The following is a 21,144-nucleotide window of genomic DNA, read 5'->3' as shown; positions in this document are numbered from 1 at the left end:
GTCAGCTATATGCCGACTATTCAATTCGATGTATTGGTTCCAGATGAGCAAGCGGACCGCGTGGAGGAAATTTTCACCACTGCCACCGATAAGCTGGTAGCGGGCGGATCGCTTACCTCCGCCGAGGTTACTCGCCCGGCAGATCCCCAGTTCCCTGAGGGCTTGGAGGAACAACTGCAGCAAAATTACCGCGATGAACATGAAGAGCGCGATTTAGAAGGAGCGCACGCCCACCGCTATAACATCGCGGTGGAGGGGGCGACCGGCTCCGTGAACCAGCTGGCTATGGTGCTGTCGCGTTTGCTCACGCCGCACGCCGTATTGCCCAAGGATCATGTGCTGCTGGAGGATGAGTTGGCGCATGAGCGCCCCGCCATCTTTCCGTGGACGGTCGAGATTCGCCCTTAGCCCAGCTGCTTGACGATGTCCCGGGCGGCCCTAGCCAGCTGCTCCGGCATCCCTCCTTCTTGATCTAGCTCCGCGGTGAAGTGCTCGGTGTCCTGATTGATGGCCCCGGCAATGATGCCAACCGGGGTAGAGGACTCCGCCGCCAGGTCCGCGACGGTGCCGACGACCTTGCCGGTTAAGGATTGCTCGTCAAACGCGCCTTCGCCGGTGATGACGAGGTCCGCCTGAGAAATGGCATCCGCGAGACCAAGGGCCTTCGCCACGTGGGCCCCGCCAGAAACGACGCGGGCGTGCTCATCGGTGCCCCATAGCGTGCGAGAAAGCCAGGTAAGGCCGATGGGGATGCCGCCTGCCGCACCGGTAAATTCAGTCTCTGGATCTGTGCCGGTGACCTTGCACAATTGGAGAAGTGCACCTGCAAGCAGGGCAACCTGCTCGCCCTCTGCGCCTTTTTGTGGCCCGTACATGGTGGCTGCCTGCATGGCCTTAGCCCGGGTATCGGCCAAGAGCGTGAAATCAACCATGCCCGCTTTGATGTTTAATTGCGCGGTATCGATGGAATCGAGCTGCACCAATGGGGCGCCGCCCTTGGGCAGGGCATAGCCGCGTGCATCGTGGGCGGCGGCGCCGAGGGCCGCAAGGATGCCCATGCCACCGTCGATGCTGGCCGTGCCGCCAAGGCAGAGCACGATGGAGGTGGCGCCGCGGGACTGGGCATCGGCAAGCAGCACGCCGGTGCCATAAGAATCCGCGTGGAGGGGATCGAGCGCGTCGCGGACCGCGGGCAGTCCGGTGGCGGCGGCAACGTCGATGAAGGCCGTGTGCCCAGCGAGGAAATACTGCGCTTCGGTCAAGCGCCCCACCGCATCCGTGGTGGGAAGGGTAATGGTCTGGGTTTCTTGCCCGCCCGCCGCGGCGGCCTGGGCCAGCACCTGTGCGGTGCCTTCGCCGCCATCGGCCATGGGCAAGGTGGTGACGGTGGCGGTGGGGTAGTGCTGGCGAATTCCGTTGGCGATTCCGGCTGCGGCTTCTGTGGCAGAAGCGGTACCTTTAAAAGAGTCAGGCGCGACGACAATATGCATGCCCGCGATTATAAAGCCCGCGACCCGCACCGCGGCTTTTTGCTAGGAATCCGAACGTCCTACAGAAAATATTTATCTTTATTGCTGCAGGTGAAAGCGGGTAATTGGGGGACTGAGAAATAATTGTACTTGCATTATCGGTAGATTGATAGGAAACTAGTTCCTGCTAGTCAAACTCCACGAGAATGGGATTTATACACTATGTCTGTTGATAGCCAGATTTCTGAGTACTACGACAAGCTACTCAAGCGCAACGCCGGTGAACCGGAATTCCACCAGGCGGTGTCCGAGGTGCTGGATTCGCTCAAGATCGTCCTGGATAAGGACCCACACTACGCAGACTACGGTCTGGTTGAGCGCCTGTGTGAGCCAGAGCGCCAGCTCATCTTCCGCGTCCCATGGGTTGATGACAACGGCGAGGTGCAGGTCAACCGCGGCTTCCGTGTGCAGTTCAACTCCGCGCTCGGCCCGTACAAGGGCGGTCTGCGTTTCCACCCCTCGGTAAACTTGGGCATCATTAAGTTCTTGGGCTTTGAGCAGATCTTTAAGAACTCTCTGACCGGCCTGCCCATCGGTGGCGGCAAGGGTGGCTCCGACTTTGACCCGAAGGGCAAGTCTGAGCAGGAAGTTATGCGCTTCTGCCAGTCCTTTATGACCGAGCTGCACCGCCACATCGGCGAGTACCGCGACGTTCCTGCCGGCGATATCGGCGTTGGCGGCCGCGAAATCGGCTTCCTCTTCGGCCAGTTCCGCCGCCTGACCACCCAGCACGAGTCCGGCGTCCTGACCGGCAAGGGTCTGACCTGGGGCGGTTCCTTGGTACGTACCGAGGCCACCGGCTTCGGTGCCGTCTACATCACCGAAGAAATGATGAAGACCCACGGCGAGTCCTTCGACGGCGCCAAGGTCATCGTGTCCGGTTCCGGTAACGTTGCCATCTACGCTGCCGCAAAGGCACAGGAACTCGGCGCTACCGTCGTCGCAATGTCTGACTCCTCCGGCTACATCACCACCCCGAATGGCGTGGACGTTGACCTGCTTCGCGATGTCAAGGAAGTTCGTCGCGAGCGCATCTCCACCTACGCCAAGGAAGCTGGCAACGGCGTGGAGTTCCACGAGGGCGGCAATATCTGGGACGTCCAGGCTGATGTTGCACTGCCGTGTGCAACCCAGAACGAGCTCGACGGCGAGTCCGCCAAGAAGCTCGTCGAGGGCGGCGTGCGCTACGTTGCAGAGGGCGCCAACATGCCGTCCACCCCGGATGCGGTACACGTATTCCAGGACTCCAAGATCAACTTCGCACCCGGCAAGGCTGCCAACGCCGGTGGTGTGGCAACCTCTGCACTGGAGATGCAGCAGAACGCATCCCGCGACTCCTGGTCCTTCGAGTACACCGATGACCGCCTGCGCGGCATCATGAGCAACATCTTCAAGAACATCGACAACACGGCCAAGGAATACGACCGTGAAGGCGACTACGTGGCTGGCTCCAATATCGCCGGCTTCAAGAAGGTGGCTGACGCCATGCTGGCACAGGGCGTTATCTAAACTCCCTTAACCCACGGCTCCCCATTTCCCCGCACCCGCGGGGAGACGGGGAGCTTTTGCATTGCTGCGGCACGTGCTGTCGCCCTTTGGTGGCTCGGTGGCCAGCCCTAGAAGGATCGGGTTGGTCTTGAGTTAGAGCCACGCGGACAATGCGGCTGAATGCGCCAGTGCCGCGGGTATGTGGAGGGAAAATGGGTTAATCGCACACGGGAAGCGAATTGAACTCGGAGAGCTTTAGCCTTCGTTGCATTGGCCTGAGGATCCAGGGCGCGCCCTCCACACAATGCGGGGTGGCGCGTTGTAGAATTCCCAGCATGTACCGTGTCTTTGAATCCCTTGATGAATTAGTTCAGCATTTGGAGCAGGCTTCTGGCTTTCCCATGACCTCCAATTGCTTGGTTCCCCGCCATGAGATGCTGGCGCTTCTCGATGACCTGCGCAACGCGCTGCCCGTAGAAATCGACGATGCGCAGGACGTTTTAGACAAGCAAGACGAGATTATCCGCGGCGCCGAAGAGCGTGCGGATAACACCATTAATGAGGCGTCTGCGGAGGCCACCGACATGGTGAGCCAGGCGCGCCAAGAGGCCGATACCACGGTTGCGCAGGCAGAAGAACATGCGCAGCGGCTAGTGGCCGATGCCGAGGCACGCGCCCAGTCCACCGTTGAGCAAGCCCGCGCAGATGCAGACCGCACCATTGCTCAGGCCAACGAGGAATACGAACGCTCGGTGGCTGAGGGCCGCCAAGAACAAGAACGTTTGGTCTCTGAGTCTGAAGTCGTCCGCCGTGCCAACGAAGAAGCCAACCGGATCGTGGAGACCGCATACACCGAATCCAACCGGCTGCGCACGGAGTGCGATGACTTTGTAGATAGCAAGCTTAGCGAATTTGAAAGTTCCCTCAGCGGCCTCCTGCGCACCGTAAACTCCGATCGTTCCGCGCTGCGCGGTGGGGCCGGCGTGCGCTCTCGCGGCGGCGACTACCTGCCGTCCACGAACGCCGGTTCTTCCCGCGGTGGTGCTAGCGCCCCGCGCTATGGTGAGGGCGACGGCTACGAGCGCCGCTATACCGAGCGCTAACCGCTCTGGCGAAAAGGCACGACGCTTAAAAAGTCCTGCTGCACGGGTGATTTGCGAAAACCGCGTCGCCGTGCAGCAGGACTTATTGTGCCTGTGGGAGGCTAGACCGAGCTGCGCGAGTTGGAATAGCGCGGCGTGGGGGACGATGAGGGGGCATCGGCAAGCGCGGCGTCAGCAGTATTCGTAGCAGGGTGAGGGCGCTGGCTCTGGACCGCTACGAAGGCTACAATCCCCGCGCTGACCAGGCCGGGGAAGAGGAAGGTGACCAGGGACGTGGTGAAGTAGGAGGTGAGCGAGGTCATCGAGCCGCTCATAAAGTCTTGGGGGAAGAACATCGCGCTAAGACTAATAACCGCGCCTGCGGTCAGGAACATGGCGCCGACGCAAAGCAGCGCGCAGGCAAGGGCTTCGCGCGAGAGCCACGTGATGGCGGCGGCGCTGGCGGAAAATACAAGGGCGCCGGTAAGCACCGTGAGGTCGAGGCCGGAGGGAATGACCAAAATCGCGCCGGCGATAAGCCCCGCACACGTGCTGAGGATGAGGGCGGAGAAAAGGCGCAGGCCCTTGTCGCCGTAGATGCCAGAGTGGTCAGCCTTGGGCAGGCGATGGAGGACTAACCCAGAGATGACCAAGAAGGTGGCGGGAAGGCAGCACAACACTCCGAATCTAGGAGCGATAGCGCTCAAATCTCCTGAGGCCGCGGCCAAGTGGTAAGTCATGCTTTCAGGCTAAGGCCGCCGCGGCCTGCAGGAAAGGGAAAACCGGCAAGCCATAGCGCTTTATGCCCAAACCTTCAGTTTCTTGCCAGAAAATGCGGTCGTGCCAGCAACTACGCGGAGTTTGCGAGGCAGGGTAGACTACCAACTGTTATGACATCTCCATTGAAGTTCGATGTGGGCGAATTACTAAACGCCCAAGGCACTGACGCAATGCCGGAACAACGCACCCAGACGGGCCCTGCACCGGAAAGGATCGGCGTGGAAATGATCGCCATCCCCAAAGGCGAAGATCTCACCGTTGCCGCGACCCTGACCCCGCTGGGTTCAGGCGTTCTGGTTGATGCGGATATCTCGGGTGTTCTCACGGGCGAGTGTGCGCGCTGCTTAAAAAAGCTACACCCGCAGCTGGATTTGCACGTGACCCAGGTTTTTGCCGCCGATGAATCCTTTGTCAGCGGCGATGGCGCCGATTCTGACGATGCCGGTTCGGGCGATGAAATCCCCGAAATCCAAGACGATGAGCTGGATCTTCTCCAGGCGGTGATTGATGAAGTCGGCCTGAACCTTCCCTTCGCCCCCGTCTGCGAAGACGGCTGCGATATTCGGACCCCAGAGGGTGTGACCACCGGAATCTCCGGGGAAGAAGAGGAAGAGGAGAAGATAGACCCGCGCTGGGCAGGTCTGGAGAAATTCCTATGAGCCGCAAGAAGAAGCTAACCGGGCAAGAGGCGTGGGACGCCACCTTCGCGGCGGTCGATCACACCCCGCTCTTGGAATCGCTCGGCGTTGCCCTGGAACCGGACAATCTGCGCTTGGCGCTTACGCACCGCTCTTTTGCCAATGAAAACGGGCACCTGCCTAATAACGAGCGCCTTGAGTTCTTGGGCGATGCCGTCTTAGGGCTATCGGTGGCCGCGAAGCTATACGTGAGGTATCCATCGCGCCCCGAATCCGATATCTCTAAGATGCGTGCGTCCATTGTCTCACGCTATGGGCTTTCCGATGTCGCGCGTGAAATCAACCTTGGCCCGCATATCCTGCTGGGCAAGGGCGAACAGTCCACCGGCGGGCGCGATAAGGATTCCATCCTTGCGGATACCACCGAGGCGATTTTCGGCGCTATTTATCGCGAGCACGGCTTTGAAACCGCCCGCGATGTTATCCTGCGCCTATTTGCAGAAAAGATCGATAATGCCTCCGTCAGCGGGCGCCACTTGGACTGGAAGACCACCTTGCAAGAGCTGTGTGCTGAGTTGAAGGCACCCATGCCGGTCTATTCGGCTACGGCTACCGGCCCAGAACACGATCAAACCTTCAGCGCGGTTGCCACCGTCGCTGGGCTGACCGTGGGAAATGGGCAGGGCCACAATAAGAAATTAGCGGAGCAGCAGGCTGCGCAAGAGGCGTGCCAAACTCTGCGCGAAACCCCGTTGCTGGTGCAAGGGACCGCCCATAAAGAAGGCTAAGTAATGCCAGAGTTGCCCGAAGTAGAATCGGTGCGCCGCGGGGTGGAAACCTACGTCGTGGGCAAAGAAATTACGGTGGTAGACATTGCGCACCCGCGGGCGAACCGCGGCCAAGATGAACCGCTAGCGGGCCTTGTCGTGGGCAAGGAAATCGCCGCAGTCGCCCGCCGCGGCAAATTCATGTGGCTGGAATTCGTGGGGGAGGACCCGATGGATAGCCACCGCGACGTGCTTTTTATTCACTTAGGCATGTCGGGTCAGTTGCGCATCGGCCCTACCGATTCGCCGCACCGCCGCATCACGGTAGGGCTCAGCGATGGCACCGACCTGCACTTTGTGGACCAGCGCACCTTTGGATACTGGCTATATGCGCCGTGGTCCAAGATTTCCCATATCGGCTTGGATCCCCTGGAACCCGATTTTGATATCACCAGCGCCGCGCGCCGCCTGCGGCAGAAGAAAACCGCGGCAAAAACGGCGCTATTGGATCAAACGCTGGTATCTGGCATTGGCAATATCTACGCAGATGAAGCGCTGTGGGCAGCACGCATTTCACCGCGCAAGAAAGCTTCTGCGCTGCGGCAAAAAGACGCCGTGGCGCTATTAAGCGCGGCGCAGACCGTGATGTCTGCCGCCCTCAAAGCGGGGGGAACGAGCTTTGATTCTTTGTACGTTAACGTCAATGGTGAATCCGGCTATTTCGCGCGCTCGCTTGCAGCCTATGGCCGCGCTGGCCAGCCATGTTCCCGCTGCGGCACGCCCATTGAGCGGTGTGTTATCGGGGGACGCTCGAGCCATTATTGCCCCCACTGCCAATAATCTCGCACCCGTGAGATTCACGTTGTGCACCTTCAGGCAGTAAATTAATTCGCATGGAATTTCTCGAAAATGTCGTCACGACATTTAACGATGGCGTGTGGACATACATCCTGCCCTGGCTGCTTATCGGTGCAGGCCTGTTATTTGGCGCTCGTACCGCGGTGGTGCAGATTCGCAAGGTACCCGATATGCTGCGCGCCGTGGTCGAGCGACCCAACAGCGATGATGAGGACGAGGGCGCAGGAAGCGGGGGAATCTCCGCATTTAAGGCATTTACCATCTCCGCAGCATCGCGTGTGGGCACCGGCAACGTTGCCGGCGTCGCGGTGGCCATCTCCGTAGGCGGACCTGGCGCCGTCTTCTGGATGTGGATCATCGCCCTTCTTGGTGGTGCGACCGCCTTCGTGGAATCCACCCTGGCGCAGCTGTGGAAGGTCCGCAATGGCGATACGTACCGCGGCGGGCCGGCCTACTACATGAAGCGTGGCCTGGGCTGGGGCCCGCTCGGCGTTCTTTTCTCTATTGCCATCGTCTTTACTTTCGGCTTGGTCTATAACTCCTTCCAGACCAACGCCATTGCTGAGGCCGTGGCCTTTTCCTTCGGCCGCGAAGACGATGCCACCTTTGGCTCCATCATTGGCATCATCATCGCGATTGCCGCGGGCTTCATCATTTTTGGCGGCGTGAAGCGCATTGCCAATATCACCCAGGTAGTCGTTCCGTTTATGGCCCTGGCGTACCTGCTCATAGGTGGCTTCGTGGTCATTACGAACTTTGACAAGGTCCCGGGCATGCTGGGCGATATCATCGGCCACGCGCTCGGCTTTAAGGAAATCGCCGGCGCGGGCATCGGCGCCGCGATGATGAAGGGCATCCAGCGCGGCCTGTTTTCCAACGAGGCCGGCGAGGGTTCTGCACCTAACGCGGCGGCGACCGCCACCGTTTCCCACCCGGTCAAGCAGGGCCTGGTGCAGACCTTGGGTGTGTACTTCGACACCATCGTGGTCTGTACCATTACCGCCTTCCTGATCCTGCTCGGCCCGGAAGTAGCCTACGGCGAAAAGGCCGAGGGCGTTTCCCTTACCCAGGCGGCCTTGTCCGCCGAGGTTGGTCACTGGGGCGTTCACTTCGTCAGCTTCATCTTGTTCTTTCTGGCCTTTTCTTCCATCTTGGGCAATTACTACTTGGCAGAAGCCAACCTGGAATACCTCACCACGAATAAAACGGTGCTGAATATTTTCCGCCTCGTGGTGCTGTTCTTTGTCTGGTTCGGTGCCGTCGGGTCCCTGCCATTGGTCTTCGCCCTGGCGGATACCGGTGCGGCGACGATGGTGATCCTGAATATCATCGCCATTGTTCCGTTATCCGGCGTGGCCATTCAATTGCTGAAGAACTTCAACGAGCAGCGCAGTAAGGGAGTCGATCCGGTCTTCCACCGCGATATGCTTCCGGGTGTGCCCGGCGTGGAGTGCTGGGACGGTTCTGACCCAGTGACCCGCCGCAGCGCTGCGGACCGTAAAATCTTGCGCGATCGCGGCGAGGCCGATCGCTACTAATGAGGATGGTGCAGTGACATGGAAAGAATGACGGCTTTTGTGCACGGCAACGTGCAAGGAGTGGGCTTTCGCTGGTGGACGCGCTCGCGCGCTCTGGAATTAGGCCTTTCTGGGCATGCGACCAACCTGGCAGACGGCCGCGTGCAGGTTGTTGCTGAGGGCCCGCGCACAGACTGCGAGAAGCTCTTGGAACTGTTGAATGAGCAACCAAGCACCACCCGCCGTCCCGGCAGCGTCGATTTGGTGGTCGAGCAGTGGGCGGACGCAAAGGGCGAAAGCGGCTTTGTCGAGCGCTAATAGCCAACCCAATGGTGGCTCCAGCTCGTTTCTTAAAGGCTTGCTACACTATCCCAAATGCACCTGAAATCGCTGACGCTCAAAGGCTTTAAGTCATTCGCGTCGGCGACGTCTCTCAAATTTGAGCCGGGCATCTGCGCCGTCGTCGGCCCGAATGGTTCCGGTAAGTCCAACGTGGTTGATGCCCTTGCGTGGGTCATGGGAGAGGCTAGCGCAAAGACCCTGCGCGGCGGCAAGATGCAAGACGTCATCTTTGCTGGGGCTGGCGACCGCAAGCAATTGGGCCGGGCCGAGGTCACACTCACCATCGATAATGCCGATGGTGCCCTGCCCATCGAGTACTCCGAGGTCTCTGTGACCCGCCGCATGTTCCGCGACGGCGCGAGCGAATACGAAATCAACGGGGCAAAGGCCCGGTTGATGGATATCCAGGAACTGCTTTCTGATTCCGGCATTGGTCGGGAAATGCACATCATCGTGGGGCAGGGCAAGCTTTCTGAAATCCTGGAATCTCGCCCCGAAGATCGCCGCTCCTATATCGAGGAAGCCGCCGGCGTCCTCAAACACCGCCGCCGCAAAGAAAAGGCCCAGCGCAAACTTACGGGCATGCAGGCCAATTTGGATCGCCTGCAAGATTTGACCGATGAGCTGGGAAAACAACTCAAGCCCTTGGCGCGGCAGGCAGAAGCCGCCCAGCGCGCGGCGACGGTGCAGGCAGACGTACGCGATGCGCGACTGCGCCTGGCAGGAGACCGCATCGTCGGCCTGCGGCAGAAGCTTTCTGATGCCGAGCGCACCGCGACGGCCCTATCCACCCAGGTAGAAGAGACCACGGCACAGCTCGAAGAGGCGACCGAGCACCAAATGGAGCTGGAAACCCAGCTAGAGGAAGTCAACCCGCAGGCAGAAGCCGCCCAAAAACTGTGGTTTGATCTCTCCACCCTGTCCGAGCGCATTGCGGCGACCCAGCGAATCGCAGAGGAGCGGGCGGATAATGCCGGGTCCCAGGTCGCCTATGCCGGCCAGGATCCAGATGATCTTGAGGCCAAGGCGACGCGCGCGGACGAGGAGCACGAGGAGCTCTTGGAAGCGGCAGAAGAAGCTGCGGAGCGGTTAGAAAGCATCAGGGAGGAAGTAGCGGAGCGTCGGCAAGCATTCGAGGCCGCAGAGCACGAGCATATGGCGCAGGTGCGCGCCATTGCGGACCGCCGCGAGGGAGTTGTGCGCCTTTTTGCCGCCGAGGAAAAGGCCGCGGGGCAGGTGGCCAGCGCAGAAGAGGAGTTGGCGCGGCAGGAAGAGGCCGTGGCCTCGCTCCAGCAACGCACTCAGAACGCGCAGGCAGAGGCCGCTGAGGTAGCGCAGAAGTTGGATAATTATGCCGCAGAGCGCCAGCCTTTGGAGGAGGCGCATACCCGGGCCGCCAGTGAGTCGGGCGCTGCTGATAAGCGCTTGGACCAGCTCCGCGATGCCCAGCGCGAGCGCGAGCGCAGTGTCTATACGCTGCGGTCCCGCATCGATACGCTATCCCAGACTATCCCTGAGCCGGTCGAGGTAGGTGAGGAATTCCAGCCATTGGCCGCATACATTTCTACGACCTACGAGTCAGCGGTTGCGGCCGCCTTGGGCACCTTCGCAGAGGCACAGGCGGGTCAGCTGACCGAAGGGTTGATTGCGGATTTGGAAAAGGGCCCGCGCTCGGCGCTGTTGGATGCGGCGGCGACCGCGCCTGCGAGCTCGTGGCGCGTCGATGCCGATTTGCCGCCGCAGACCTCCTGGCTGCTGGACCACATATCGGTCCAACCTGCGGTGTCGGCGGCGTTGCACAGGCTGCTTGCCGATGTCGTCCTCGTCCCCGATTTTGCCCACGGCCGGCGCCTCGTCTCCGAGGATCCGCGCCTGCGCGCCGTGACCGCGTCCGGGGTTGTCATCGGCGAAGGCTGGGTCGAGGTCGGCACCGGTTCCTCGTCCACGGTGGAGGTCTCCGCCCGCATCGCGGAAGCTGAAGAGGAGCTAGAGCAGGCAAATCAAGCCCTGCACGAGCTTTCCGGCACCTTGGAGGGGGCAAAGATTGCCGCCGAGGATGCCCGCGTGACGGCTGCGTCCGCCAAGGCCGCGTTGCGGGAGCACGATACCGAAGTCGATGCCTGGAAGCGCGATCATCACCGCCTGGAGAAGCAGTATGAGGCGAATAAGGCGGAGCTGGAAAAGTCCGCGCAGCGCGCCACCGAGATCGAGATCCGGCTGCAGAAAGCCAACCAGGAGCTTGCCGATGCCCGCGATAGGCTCGCCCGCGTCGATGCCGACGATCAACCAGACGAGCCCTCGTCCGCCGATAGGGATGCCGCCTCGGCCGCGCTGGAAGAGGTAAAATCCATGGAAATGGAGGCCCAAGTCGCGGCCCGCTCGGCGCAAGAGCGCGTGGGTCAAGTTGCCGGCAAGGCCGATAATTTGCGGCGCCAGGCTCAACACGAGCGCCAAGCAAAGGCCCGCCATGAACAGGCGATGGCCCGCCGCAAGGCGCAGGGGCAATTGGCATCAGCAGTGGCACGGCATGCACAGGATTTGGCCGCGCGGGCGAACCAGCTTTTAAGCCGCGCCACCTCTGAGCGCGATGAGTTTGTCCACGAGCGCAACTCCTTAAATTCCCAATTGCAGCAGGCCAAGCAGGCGGTATCGGCCGCACGCCAACATAGCGACCGGCTAACGGCGCGGGCGCACGAAGCAGAGCTGGCTCGTTCGCAGGCGCAGGTGCGCCTAGATGAAGCGGAGAAAAAGATTGGCGAACAGCTGGGTATCGCCATCGCTGACCTCTTGCGCGATTTCACCCCGGGCGAAGACTTTGACCGCAGCGCGGAAAAGTCGCGTTTGCATCAGGCGGAAAAGGATTTGAACTCCTTGGGCAAGGTCAACCCCTTGGCCTTGGAGGAATATAAGGCACTGGAAGAGCGATACAGCTACCTTTCTACGCAGCTAGACGATGTCATCCAAGCCCGCCAGGATCTCGCCGGGGTGATTTCGGACGTGGATAAGCAAATCCTGCAGCTCTTTACCGATGCCTGGCGCGATGTGGAAGCGGAATTTCCCAAGGTATTCAATACCCTCTTCCCGGGTGGGGAGGGCCGGTTGATCCTTACCGAGCCAGAAGACATGCTCACCACCGGCATCGAGGTCGAAGCCCGCCCGCCAGGCAAGAAGGTCAAGCGCCTATCGCTGCTTTCCGGCGGCGAGAAATCCCTTACCGCGCTGGCCATGCTCGTGGCAATCTTCCGCGCGCGCCCCAGCCCGTTCTATGTCATGGATGAGGTCGAGGCAGCGCTTGATGATGTCAACCTGCGCCGCCTCATCGCCCTATTCGAGGAACTGCGGAAGGATTCCCAGCTCATTGTCATCACGCACCAAAAGCCGACCATGGATGTGGCCAATGTCCTCTATGGCGTGACCATGCGCGGCGATGGCATCACCCGGGTCATTTCCCAGCGCATGAATCCAGCCGGACTCGCGCCGGGAGCCGAGCAAGCAAGCCGGGATGCGACGCGGCTTGGAGTTGATGCACCGCAATCAACGGAATAGAAGATTTCGCCGCCCCTATGTGCCGCAAGTCCGAAAGGCTGGCACTATAGAGGCATGAATTCTTTATGGTTATGGATCGGCATAGCAATCGTTGTCATTGTGCTGATTGTCGTCTTCATTGCAATCGGCAAAAAGCGCGGTGAATCCAAGAAGGTTTCTTTCGAAAAACCCAAGGAAGAAGAGCCCAAACAGCTAACCCAAGAGCAAAAGTCCGGCAATTACCAGGCGAAGTCCGGCTTCAACTTTGCCCCAGCGGGCCCAAAAGACCCCGAAAAGGTAGCGCAGGAGAAGCCACGGCAGACCCAACCGCAGCAGGCTAAGCAGGAGCAGCAGCCGGCGCCTTCGGAGAAAACGGAGCAATCGAACCCGAGCGCTACCGATATCGCCAACGCGCAGCTCAATGGCGAAGAGCCACCGGCAGCCAAGCGGCCTGAACCGGCTAAGGACAAGGACGCTGCATCCGAAAAGGAAGCCACGCAGGAAGAGTCGCAGCGTCAAGAACCTGCGGCCGGTGAGCAGCCAAAGAAGCCTGCAGAACCTGAGCAACCTGCAGAAGATGACGGCGCTGGCGATAAAGCTAAGGCCGAGTCCGAGCCAGCCTCCACTCCGGAACCGGAATCCAAGCCTGTGGCGGATAAGCCTGAAGGCAAGGGCGCTACCGGAACGGCCGCAGCAGCGGCCGCCGCTGGGGGAGCCGGTGCCGCTGCTGCTGCAGCTTCTGCGGATCGCAAGGAGTCTGCCGCAGATGAGGCGAAGGATCATTCTGACAAGCCGGATTCCGCGCAAGCTTCCGCACCTGCTTCCGGAAAGGCGGAAGTAGAGGATAAAGAAGTAAAGGACAGCGAGCACTCCACCCCAGCTGCGGCTGAGAAGCCCGCGGCAGATAGCGCGGACGACCACCACCGCGGCGAGCCGCACCATGAAGAAAAAGACCCGGAAGACGTTGTATCCGTTGAGGCCGCCGAGGTAGAGGATGAATCCCCGGTCTTTGACGAGGTGGTGGATGATAAAGACGCAGACCACATCGAAGAACGCGTCGATAACCACGAAGAAGCTGAAGAGGCTGCGGCTGCAGCCGATGCACAAACGGATGCTGCGGAAGCAGCTAAGGAACAAACCCCGGTACCAGATGGCGAACCTGTTGCGGCGGCCCAGCCCACCGAGGACATCGCTCCGGCGGGAGGCCGCCTCGGCCGTCTGCGCGGCCGCCTCTCTCGTTCCCAGAACGCCATCGGCCAAGGACTGATGGGAATCCTTTCCGCCGGAGACCTGGATGAAGACGCCTGGGAGGAAATCGAAGATACCCTCATCATGGCGGACCTTGGCACCAAGTCCACGATGAAGGTCACCGATTCTCTGCGTGACAAGATCGCTGAGCGTGGCGTGTCAAGCGAAGAAGAAGCGCGTGCGATGCTGCGTGAATGCCTCATCGAGGCCTGCCACCCAGAAATGGATCGCTCCATTCGGGCGATGCCTAATGACGGCAAGCCTGCCATCGTCATGGTCGTGGGCGTCAACGGCACCGGTAAGACCACCACCACCGGTAAGCTCGCCCGCGTCCTCGTATCGATGGACCACAGCGTCCTGTTGGGTGCAGCAGATACCTTCCGTGCTGCGGCTGCGGACCAGCTAGAAACGTGGGGACGCCGCGTGGGCGCCGAAACCGTGCGTGGCAAGGAAGGCGCAGATCCCGCCTCCGTGGCTTTTGACGCCGTGGCCACCGGTGTGGAGCAGCAGGTCGATGTCGTCTTGGTTGATACGGCCGGCCGCCTGCACACCTCGACCGACCTGATGGATCAGCTGGGCAAAGTCAAGCGCGTTGTAGAAAAGAAGACCGAGGTTGATGAGGTTCTCTTGGTCCTCGATGCCACGGTGGGCCAAAACGGCCTGGCACAGGCCCGCATTTTCCGCGAGGTAGTGGACATCTCCGGCGTGGTGCTTACCAAGCTGGACGGCACGGCTAAGGGCGGCATCGTCTTCCAGGTGCAAGAGGAGCTGGGCGTTCCAGTCAAGCTTGTGGGCTTGGGCGAGGGCGCCGATGACCTTGCGCCATTTGAAGTCGAAGGATTCGTCGATGCCTTGTTAGGTGAGAAATAGGGTCTTCTCTCTCAATCGTTTTAGATAACTCCTCAGTACCCCGGCTGCTTACAAAAGCGAGAGAGCCGCGGGTGCTGGGGAGTTTTCGCGCCTATGTGCCTTGCAGGTATGTCCTGCGAGCATGGGGAGCCGTGGATTGCTGTGATCTGCATTGAGTTGGTGAGCAATGGTAATCTGGTAGGGCTGTATTTAGTGATTCGGTGCGAAATTCGCACCAATCCAAGACCAAGGTTCGTGAGGCAAGTATTTCGTGACGCTACTTTTTGCTGTCCTCCTCGCAGCATTGGCAGTGATCTTGGCACCGGTGACCGTAAAGGTCATGGACCGACAGGCGGGCTATCCATTAGCCGTCCTCTTTCTCATCGCAGCGGTGCTCATTGCTAAGGATTTTTCTGCCATTGCAGCGGGGGAGGAACTCAGTTTCCAAGCCACCTGGGTACGCGATTTTATTGCACCGGGGGTTGATGTAAGTTTCGCTCTGCGTGGAGATGCATTGAGCATCTTCTTCGCCATGTTGGCTCTTGTCATTGGCGCTGTCGTGTTGACGTACTCGGCAGCGTATCTCCCGAAAAATGAGGGAAATACGAGCTTTTATACATTGATGACGGCGTTCACGCTGTCCATCTTGTTGCTAGTTCTGGCCAATGACGTTGTTGTCCTATTCCTCGCCTGGGAGCTTGTCTCCTTGGCTTCCTTCATGCTCATTGCGCGTTCTGGCTCCGGGGGAGAGGCAGGTTCGCAGCGCACCTTAATCCTGACCTTTATCGGTGGCCTTACGCTATTGACGGCATTGGGCATCGCCGCAGTGACCACCGGTTCGACCACCATTTCTGAGATCCTCGCATCCTCGGTATGGGATGAACGCCCCGGCGTGACCGCGAGCGTTGCCGTGCTTATCGCGGCTTCTGCTTTTACCAAGTCCGCTCAATTCCCATTCCACTTCTGGCTGCCAGAAGCTATGGCTGCTGCGACGCCAGTCTCGGCGTTCCTGCACGCCGCGGCCGTGGTCAAGGCGGGCATCTACTTGCTTATTCGCTTCTCCACGATCTTCTACGATGTCGCCGTGTGGAACTGGGTGCTCATCGTCGTCGGTATGGGCACGGCTGTTATGTCCGCGGTATTCGCGGTGCAAAAGACGGACTTGAAGAAGTTGACCGCTTATTCCACCGTGTCTCACCTGGGTTGGATTGTGGCCACCATCGGTGTCGGTACCCCGTTCGCTATTGGGGCAGCACTGGTGCACACCCTGGCACACGCGCTCTTTAAGTCCTCGCTCTTCATGCTCATCGGCGTCATTGACCATGAAGCGGGTTCGCGCGATATCCGTCGCCTTGGCCCGCTGTGGAATAAGATGCCGTGGACGTTTGGCTCTGTCGTCATCGGCGCCGCCTCCATGGCTGCGGTTCCTCCGCTGCTGGGCTTCGTGTCCAAGGAAGGCATGCTTACCGCCTTTGAGGATGCCCCCATTGGCGGCGCAGGCCAAGCAATCTTGCTTGCCGTGGCGGGTATCGGTGCGTTCTTTACCTTCACCTACTCGGCAAAGATCGTCTTCGGTGCATTCTTCGATGGGCCGCGCTCTATGGACGATGTCCACGAAGCCCCAGTTGCCCTGTGGCTTCCTGCTGCGCTACCGGGCTTTATGTCCCTGCCGCTCGTCTTCGTCCTGGGTATTTTCGATGAGCCTTTGGAGCATGCCGTTGGCGCCGTGGGCATGGAAACGCATTCTCACCTTGCGGTATGGCATGGAATCAACGTGCCATTCATCACCTCGATTCTCGTGCTGGTGGCCGGTATCGCTGGTCTCTTTGTCCGCAAGAAGATGTGGCCGGCCTTCGAGGGCCGGAACTTCATGCCGCGCAGCGGCAACGAGCTCCTGCAAAGCCTGCAAGATGGCTGCGCCAAGCTCGGCCAGGTATTGGGCAAGATGTCCGATTCCCACAACCCGTCCCGGCACATCCTGCCGATTGTCATCGTGATTATCGTCCTCGCCGGTACTACCTTGTTTGGTGAGGGCGTCGACGGCGTACCGCTGCAGCCGCGCGTCGATGGGCTCGACAACCCGTGGGACCTGCTGCCTTTGGGCATCATTGCCTTGTCCGTATTCGGGCTGGTTCGCACCAAGAACCGCCTCACCGGCGCCGTCATGATCGGCATCGCAGGTACCGGCGTTACCTTGCAGATGTTCCTCTTGGGTGCACCGGACGTCGCACTGACGCAGTTCATGGTGGAGGCCCTGTCCGTGGTCGTCATGATGATGGTGCTGCGTTACCTGCCGGAGACCTTCCAGCCGGTTACGGATAAATCCCGCAGGGTAGGCTCCATCGTTATCGCCGTATTGGCCGGTATCGCGGCCTTCCTCGGCGTGTGGGGCCTGATGGGCCGCCACGAACGCTCGGATTTGGCGCTGTGGTACCTCGACGAGGCACCGGATATCACGGGTGGCGATAACGTCGTGGCCACCATCATCGTGGAATTCCGTGCACTCGATACCTTGGGCGAGCTGTCCGTGTTGGGCATGGCCGCCGTCGTTATCGCAGCCATTACCACGACGCTGCCGCGCTTCCCGTTCAGCTCGGGTACGCGCCCAGCGCCATTCGGTCAGTCGCAGCTGAACTCCGTGCCGCTGCGCAAGGGAATCAATATCGTCATTCCTTTGCTCATCATCATGTCCGTCATCGTGTTCTTCCGCGGGCACAATTCCTCCGGCGGTGGATTCCCAGCGGCGCTCATCATGGGTGCGGCTATTGGCTTGACCTACCTGTCCCGCGGCTCCGATGAAATTGTCTTCGGCCGGATGACCCCAGTTCACCTCACCGGCATTGGCATCATTACGGCGCTATTGGCAGGCTTTATTGGTTACTGGCACGACGGCTTTGGCAATGGTGGTTTCCTCACCGCCCTGCACGGCGAAGCCTTTGGCCAGCACTGGACGACGTCCCTCATCTTTGACCTCGGTATTTACCTGGCCGTGTTGGGCATGCTCACGATGGCCATCAACGCCTTGGGCGGCTACCTCAGGCCAGGTACCGAGCGGGACTTCCTGCCGTGGATTCATGACGATGACTCGGCCCTGCCGGCCACGCCGCGCATTGCCGTTGAGGATGCGGACGATCCGTATCCAGACCCAATCAACCCGTCGACGGATCCGCTCGCTTTGCTCAGCCCCAAAGAGGCAAAGACAAAGACAAAGCAACGTCGCCGTTCTAACGCCAACCGAGGAGGGGAGAAGTAATGATTCTCGCGTTAACTATCGCCATCCTCATCGGTGGCGCCGTCTATCTCATTCAGCAACGCGGCTTGGTCCGCATTGTGTTGGGCATGATGGCATTCGGCCACGGTGCCAACCTGACCTTGTTGGCCACTGGCGTGTACTCCTACCGAGGCGAAGCATTTCCCTCGGAAGTACCTCATGACCAGATGGCCGATCCGCTACCGCAGGCTTTCGTTCTGACGGCAGTTGTTATTTCCATGGCAACCTCGACCATCCTGTTGACCATGGCTGCAATGGGCAAAAATGATGACACCGATGTCGTTGAACCCGTTGATGACAACACCATCGATCACGCATTTTCTACCTTGGGCCGCGATGCCCAGAACCGTGCGATCTTGGAAGAGTCCGCGAATGAGCTCGATCGCATTGGCCGGGTAGACCACGACACCCCCGTGGCTGAGCGCGGGGTAAATAGGAAGAAGGAGGATGAAAAATAATGGCTGATGTTGTAGCCCAACTTCTTCCGCTTTTCCCGGGCATTCCGCTCATTGCCGCGGCTCTTGCCTTGCTGGCGCCGTGGCGCGCCGTCCGCGATGCGATCATGCTCATCATTCCCGGGGTCGGTGTCTTCGCCGGCCTGGGACTGTTGATCTACACCATGAACAATGGTGTAGTGGCGCATACCGTGGGCCTCTACGTAGGCAATGTGGGTATTCCGCTCGTTGCGGACGCCTTCTCCGCGCTGATGATCATCACCACGATGATCGTGGCCTTTGGTGCTAACTGGTTCGCCATCGTGGGCGGGGAGACGAAATCTCGTTACTATCCGTCGCTCACCCTGATCCTTATTACTGGTGTGTGCGGTGCGCTGCTGACCGCTGACCTCTTTAACTTCTTCGTGTTCATTGAGGTCATGCTGCTGCCGTCCTACGGCCTTATCACCATGTCGGGCACGTGGTCGCGCTTGGCGGCAGGACGCGCGTTCGTCCTCGTTAACCTTTTTGCCTCCACGCTGCTGGTGGTTGGTGTCGGTTATATCTATTCCGTCACCGGCTCGGTCAACCTGGCTGCCCTGCAGGGGGCCGCCGCTGGCAACGGTCCGGTGACCGTCGCCGCGGGCATTATCCTTATTGCGATTACCGCCAAGGCCGGTGTCTTCCCGGTGCAGTCTTGGCTACCGCGTACCTATCCAGGCACGTCGGCCGCGGTGATGGGCCTTTTCTCCGGCCTGCACACGAAGGTCGCCGTCTACATGCTCTACCGGCTGTACGTGCAGCTTTTCGATCTCGAGCAGCGGTGGAACGTCCTTATCATCGTCCTCATGCTGATCTCGATGATGATCGGCGCCTTTGGTGGTCTGACCGAAAAGACCATTCGCCGCGTGCTGGGTTACCAGATGCTCAACGGTATGCCGTTCATCTTGGTGATGCTGGCCTTTACCTCGGAAGACCCAAGCCGCGCTCTGGCCGCCGGTATCATGTACACGATTCACCACATGGTGACCGTTGGCTCGTTGATCCTGGCGTCCGGTGCCATCGAAGAGACCTACGGTACGGGTGACTTGACCAAGCTATCCGGCCTCGCGCGCCGCGATACCATCATCGCCTGGATTTTTGCCGCCGGTGCCTTCTCCGTGGTGGGCTTCCCGCCATTCTCCGGCATGTGGGGCAAGCTCATGATCGTCTTCGAGGTCGCCCGCAACGGTGGCGCTTGGGCCTGGATTGCGATTGCCGCCATCATCATTGCTTCCTTCGCCGCATTCTTGGCGATGTTGCGCGTCTGGCGCGAAGCCTTCTGGGGACACGATTTGCCCTCGGACAAGGTTCCAGATGAGCTCATCATCCGCAAGAAGCTGATGGCGCCTTCCGCAGCGCTCATCTTGGTCTCGCTGGGCATGTTCATTTTCTCCGGCGTGGTTATTGATGCGGTGGAAACCGCAGCCGAGCAACTGCTGGACACGACGGCTTATACTGACACCATCTTGGGTGATGATTCAGCCGCACTACCTAATATCGATGACATTCAGGAGGGCCGATAAATGCATGCCGTAGCTTATGCACTCTGGCTCATCAAGGAGATTTTCGTTGCTGGGTTCACCCTGGCGATGTCAGCATTTAAGCCCGATAACGAATACCACCCGGTGATCATCCGGTATCCACTGCGCGTTACCAGCGCCTGGGAGATTTTCTGGTTCACCTCGTCCATCACCGCTACCCCTGGCACGCTGTCCTTGGGGCTCCGCGAACCACCGCGGAAGGGCTTGCCCCGCATCGTGCTAGTACAAGCGGTCCAGGGTTCCGATCCTGCGGCGATTGTGGCTGACTTAGCCGATATGGAAGAGCACTTGGCCCCGCGCGTCAAGAGCATCGACTATGGCGTGCCTGGGCAAGGGGATACGACGGAACTCGATGAGGCTTTCTACGAATTCCCCTTGGATACGCTCGGCCGCTATATGCGCTCACCGGATCTCGCGCGGGCGGAGGACACTCCGCTTTCGGAGAGGCAGGCGGACGTCGAAAAGCCCAAGCACCTCGCCCGGAAAATTCAACGCAGGAAGGAGACCGACCGATGATTGATTTTGCAACATTGTCCCCATTCGGTTGGGTTGTACTGGTGTGCGTGTTCATTATGGGCGGGGCCGCCTGGTGCGGGGTGCTATTGGCACTGCGCACCCGCGATGAGCTCACCCGCGCGGTGATGTCAGATATCGTCTTTTATGGCATGATCTGCATGTACCTCGGATGGTCAATGATTAACAACGCCCCATTGGCCTATGACATTGCCCTAATTGGCGCCATCGCGGCCGGTATTTTGCCGACCTTGTCTATGGCCCGCATCATTTCGAAAGGGCGGCGATAAGCCATGGCTGTTTACGAGATTATTGCTTCGGTTCTGCTCATTGTGGCGACCATCCTTGTGGTGGCAACGGTGGTTTCCTTGTGGCGCGCACCGGATGCCTTGACCCGTGCCAACCTGATGGGCCCGACCGTGGGGCTGGCGGTGCCGCTTATCATCCTCGCCAAGCTAGTAGTGGATTTTGGGCAGGATGGCTTTTCACTAGGCCTCCTTATCAAGGGCCTCATCGCGTGCTTTGGTGTCTGGATTATCGGCTCGGTGGGTTCGTTCTACCTGGGGCGTTCCATCTACGGTGTTGCGGTTACTGACGTTAAACACGCCAAACACAATAATGAGAAAATTCAGACCGTCTACGCTGATGAAGACGAAATCTAGGGTTATCCTTCCCTAGTGTGCAGCGCGGGTTCGTACTTTCTCCATGGAGGATGTACGG

Annotated in this window: 18 protein-coding genes; 16 read left to right on the top strand and 2 right to left on the bottom strand. The window is 59.8% G+C overall.

Annotated elements, in window-relative coordinates:
* The first annotated feature begins 9 nt into the window (after positions 1 to 9).
* A complete protein-coding gene (locus ACLI1T_RS07575) occupies positions 10 to 408 on the top strand; it encodes a hypothetical protein (protein WP_239269987.1) in 399 nt (132 codons plus the stop codon).
* On the opposite strand, the gene ACLI1T_RS07570 is transcribed toward ACLI1T_RS07575, so the two are convergent.
* Positions 405 to 1,490, bottom strand: coding sequence for a glycerate kinase (locus tag ACLI1T_RS07570; RefSeq protein WP_411702325.1), 1,086 nt, complete (start codon positions 1,488 to 1,490; stop codon positions 405 to 407). The genes ACLI1T_RS07575 and ACLI1T_RS07570 overlap by 4 nt on opposite strands.
* Before the next feature lie 201 nt (positions 1,491 to 1,691).
* Between ACLI1T_RS07570 and gdhA the strand changes: the two genes are divergently transcribed.
* Positions 1,692 to 3,038, top strand: coding sequence for an NADP-specific glutamate dehydrogenase (gene gdhA / locus ACLI1T_RS07565; protein ID WP_023022958.1), 1,347 nt, complete (start codon positions 1,692 to 1,694; stop codon positions 3,036 to 3,038).
* A gap of 314 nt (positions 3,039 to 3,352) precedes the next feature.
* Entirely contained in the window at positions 3,353 to 4,120 is a 768-nt protein-coding gene (locus tag ACLI1T_RS07560) for a DivIVA domain-containing protein (RefSeq protein WP_349852713.1), read from the top strand.
* 101 nt (positions 4,121 to 4,221) lie between these two features.
* On the opposite strand, the gene ACLI1T_RS07555 is transcribed toward ACLI1T_RS07560, so the two are convergent.
* Complete coding sequence (locus ACLI1T_RS07555; RefSeq protein WP_411702324.1) at positions 4,222 to 4,839, bottom strand: hypothetical protein; 618 nt, start codon at positions 4,837 to 4,839, stop codon at positions 4,222 to 4,224.
* A gap of 150 nt (positions 4,840 to 4,989) precedes the next feature.
* On the opposite strand from ACLI1T_RS07555, the gene ACLI1T_RS07550 reads away from it, so the two are divergent.
* From ACLI1T_RS07550 to ACLI1T_RS07490, 13 genes are all read left to right on the top strand, one after another.
* Positions 4,990 to 5,538, top strand: a complete 549-nt coding sequence (locus ACLI1T_RS07550; protein ID WP_411702323.1) for a YceD family protein — start codon at positions 4,990 to 4,992, stop codon at positions 5,536 to 5,538.
* Entirely contained in the window at positions 5,535 to 6,305 is a 771-nt protein-coding gene (gene rnc, locus ACLI1T_RS07545; protein WP_411702322.1) for a ribonuclease III, read from the top strand. Before ACLI1T_RS07550 ends, rnc begins: the two co-directional genes overlap by 4 nt.
* A gap of 3 nt (positions 6,306 to 6,308) precedes the next feature.
* Positions 6,309 to 7,124 carry a bifunctional DNA-formamidopyrimidine glycosylase/DNA-(apurinic or apyrimidinic site) lyase gene (mutM, locus tag ACLI1T_RS07540; RefSeq protein ID WP_411702321.1) on the top strand — a complete coding sequence of 272 codons (816 nt, stop codon included), beginning with the start codon at positions 6,309 to 6,311 and terminating at the stop codon, positions 7,122 to 7,124.
* Positions 7,125 to 7,177: 53 nt separating this feature from the next.
* Complete coding sequence (locus ACLI1T_RS07535; protein ID WP_349852718.1) at positions 7,178 to 8,680, top strand: alanine/glycine:cation symporter family protein; 1,503 nt, start codon at positions 7,178 to 7,180, stop codon at positions 8,678 to 8,680.
* A gap of 18 nt (positions 8,681 to 8,698) precedes the next feature.
* Positions 8,699 to 8,977, top strand: a complete 279-nt coding sequence (locus tag ACLI1T_RS07530) for an acylphosphatase (RefSeq protein WP_349852719.1) — start codon at positions 8,699 to 8,701, stop codon at positions 8,975 to 8,977.
* Positions 8,978 to 9,034: 57 nt separating this feature from the next.
* Positions 9,035 to 12,547: a chromosome segregation protein SMC gene (gene smc, locus ACLI1T_RS07525; protein WP_411702320.1), complete on the top strand. Its 3,513-nt coding sequence runs from the start codon at positions 9,035 to 9,037 to the stop codon at positions 12,545 to 12,547.
* A gap of 54 nt (positions 12,548 to 12,601) precedes the next feature.
* Positions 12,602 to 14,644, top strand: coding sequence for a signal recognition particle-docking protein FtsY (gene ftsY, locus ACLI1T_RS07520; RefSeq protein ID WP_411702319.1), 2,043 nt, complete (start codon positions 12,602 to 12,604; stop codon positions 14,642 to 14,644).
* A 250-nt stretch (positions 14,645 to 14,894) separates the two neighbouring features.
* On the top strand, positions 14,895 to 17,876 hold the full coding sequence (locus tag ACLI1T_RS07515; RefSeq protein ID WP_411702318.1) for a DUF4040 family protein: 2,982 nt from the start codon (positions 14,895 to 14,897) through the stop codon (positions 17,874 to 17,876).
* A complete protein-coding gene (locus ACLI1T_RS07510; RefSeq protein WP_005278605.1) occupies positions 17,876 to 18,352 on the top strand; it encodes a sodium:proton antiporter in 477 nt (158 codons plus the stop codon). The genes ACLI1T_RS07515 and ACLI1T_RS07510 overlap by 1 nt, the downstream gene beginning before the upstream one ends.
* A complete protein-coding gene (locus ACLI1T_RS07505; RefSeq protein ID WP_005278607.1) occupies positions 18,352 to 19,893 on the top strand; it encodes a monovalent cation/H+ antiporter subunit D family protein in 1,542 nt (513 codons plus the stop codon). Before ACLI1T_RS07510 ends, ACLI1T_RS07505 begins: the two co-directional genes overlap by 1 nt.
* On the top strand, positions 19,894 to 20,427 hold the full coding sequence (locus ACLI1T_RS07500) for a monovalent cation/H+ antiporter subunit E (protein ID WP_411702317.1): 534 nt from the start codon (positions 19,894 to 19,896) through the stop codon (positions 20,425 to 20,427).
* Positions 20,424 to 20,714 (top strand): cation:proton antiporter, encoded by a 291-nt coding sequence (locus tag ACLI1T_RS07495; RefSeq protein WP_005278611.1) that lies wholly within the window; start codon positions 20,424 to 20,426, stop codon positions 20,712 to 20,714. Before ACLI1T_RS07500 ends, ACLI1T_RS07495 begins: the two co-directional genes overlap by 4 nt.
* A 3-nt stretch (positions 20,715 to 20,717) precedes the next feature.
* Positions 20,718 to 21,086, top strand: a complete 369-nt coding sequence (locus ACLI1T_RS07490; protein ID WP_005283678.1) for a Na+/H+ antiporter subunit G — start codon at positions 20,718 to 20,720, stop codon at positions 21,084 to 21,086.
* Positions 21,087 to 21,144: the final 58 nt, after the last annotated feature.

It is taken from the genome of Corynebacterium tuingiense, from assembly GCF_046718165.1.
In the GTDB taxonomy this organism is placed as follows: Bacteria; Actinomycetota; Actinomycetes; order Mycobacteriales; family Mycobacteriaceae; genus Corynebacterium.
This window is presented reverse-complemented; position numbering and strand designations above follow the sequence as displayed.

Excerpts from the sequence above, each read along its gene's own strand:
- ACLI1T_RS07575 (WP_239269987.1), top strand. The coding sequence starts at position 10 with ATGCCGACTATTCAATTCGATGTATTGGTTCCAGATGAGCAAGCGGAC.
- ACLI1T_RS07570 (WP_411702325.1), bottom strand. The coding sequence starts at position 1,490 with ATGCATATTGTCGTCGCGCCTGACTCTTTTAAAGGTACCGCTTCTGCC.
- gdhA (WP_023022958.1), top strand. The coding sequence starts at position 1,692 with ATGTCTGTTGATAGCCAGATTTCTGAGTACTACGACAAGCTACTCAAG.
- ACLI1T_RS07560 (WP_349852713.1), top strand. The coding sequence starts at position 3,353 with ATGTACCGTGTCTTTGAATCCCTTGATGAATTAGTTCAGCATTTGGAG.
- ACLI1T_RS07555 (WP_411702324.1), bottom strand. The coding sequence starts at position 4,839 with ATGACTTACCACTTGGCCGCGGCCTCAGGAGATTTGAGCGCTATCGCT.
- ACLI1T_RS07550 (WP_411702323.1), top strand. The coding sequence starts at position 4,990 with ATGACATCTCCATTGAAGTTCGATGTGGGCGAATTACTAAACGCCCAA.
- rnc (WP_411702322.1), top strand. The coding sequence starts at position 5,535 with ATGAGCCGCAAGAAGAAGCTAACCGGGCAAGAGGCGTGGGACGCCACC.
- mutM (WP_411702321.1), top strand. The coding sequence starts at position 6,309 with ATGCCAGAGTTGCCCGAAGTAGAATCGGTGCGCCGCGGGGTGGAAACC.
- ACLI1T_RS07535 (WP_349852718.1), top strand. The coding sequence starts at position 7,178 with ATGGAATTTCTCGAAAATGTCGTCACGACATTTAACGATGGCGTGTGG.
- ACLI1T_RS07530 (WP_349852719.1), top strand. The coding sequence starts at position 8,699 with ATGGAAAGAATGACGGCTTTTGTGCACGGCAACGTGCAAGGAGTGGGC.
- smc (WP_411702320.1), top strand. The coding sequence starts at position 9,035 with ATGCACCTGAAATCGCTGACGCTCAAAGGCTTTAAGTCATTCGCGTCG.
- ftsY (WP_411702319.1), top strand. The coding sequence starts at position 12,602 with ATGAATTCTTTATGGTTATGGATCGGCATAGCAATCGTTGTCATTGTG.
- ACLI1T_RS07510 (WP_005278605.1), top strand. The coding sequence starts at position 17,876 with ATGATTCTCGCGTTAACTATCGCCATCCTCATCGGTGGCGCCGTCTAT.
- ACLI1T_RS07505 (WP_005278607.1), top strand. The coding sequence starts at position 18,352 with ATGGCTGATGTTGTAGCCCAACTTCTTCCGCTTTTCCCGGGCATTCCG.
- ACLI1T_RS07500 (WP_411702317.1), top strand. The coding sequence starts at position 19,894 with ATGCATGCCGTAGCTTATGCACTCTGGCTCATCAAGGAGATTTTCGTT.
- ACLI1T_RS07495 (WP_005278611.1), top strand. The coding sequence starts at position 20,424 with ATGATTGATTTTGCAACATTGTCCCCATTCGGTTGGGTTGTACTGGTG.
- ACLI1T_RS07490 (WP_005283678.1), top strand. The coding sequence starts at position 20,718 with ATGGCTGTTTACGAGATTATTGCTTCGGTTCTGCTCATTGTGGCGACC.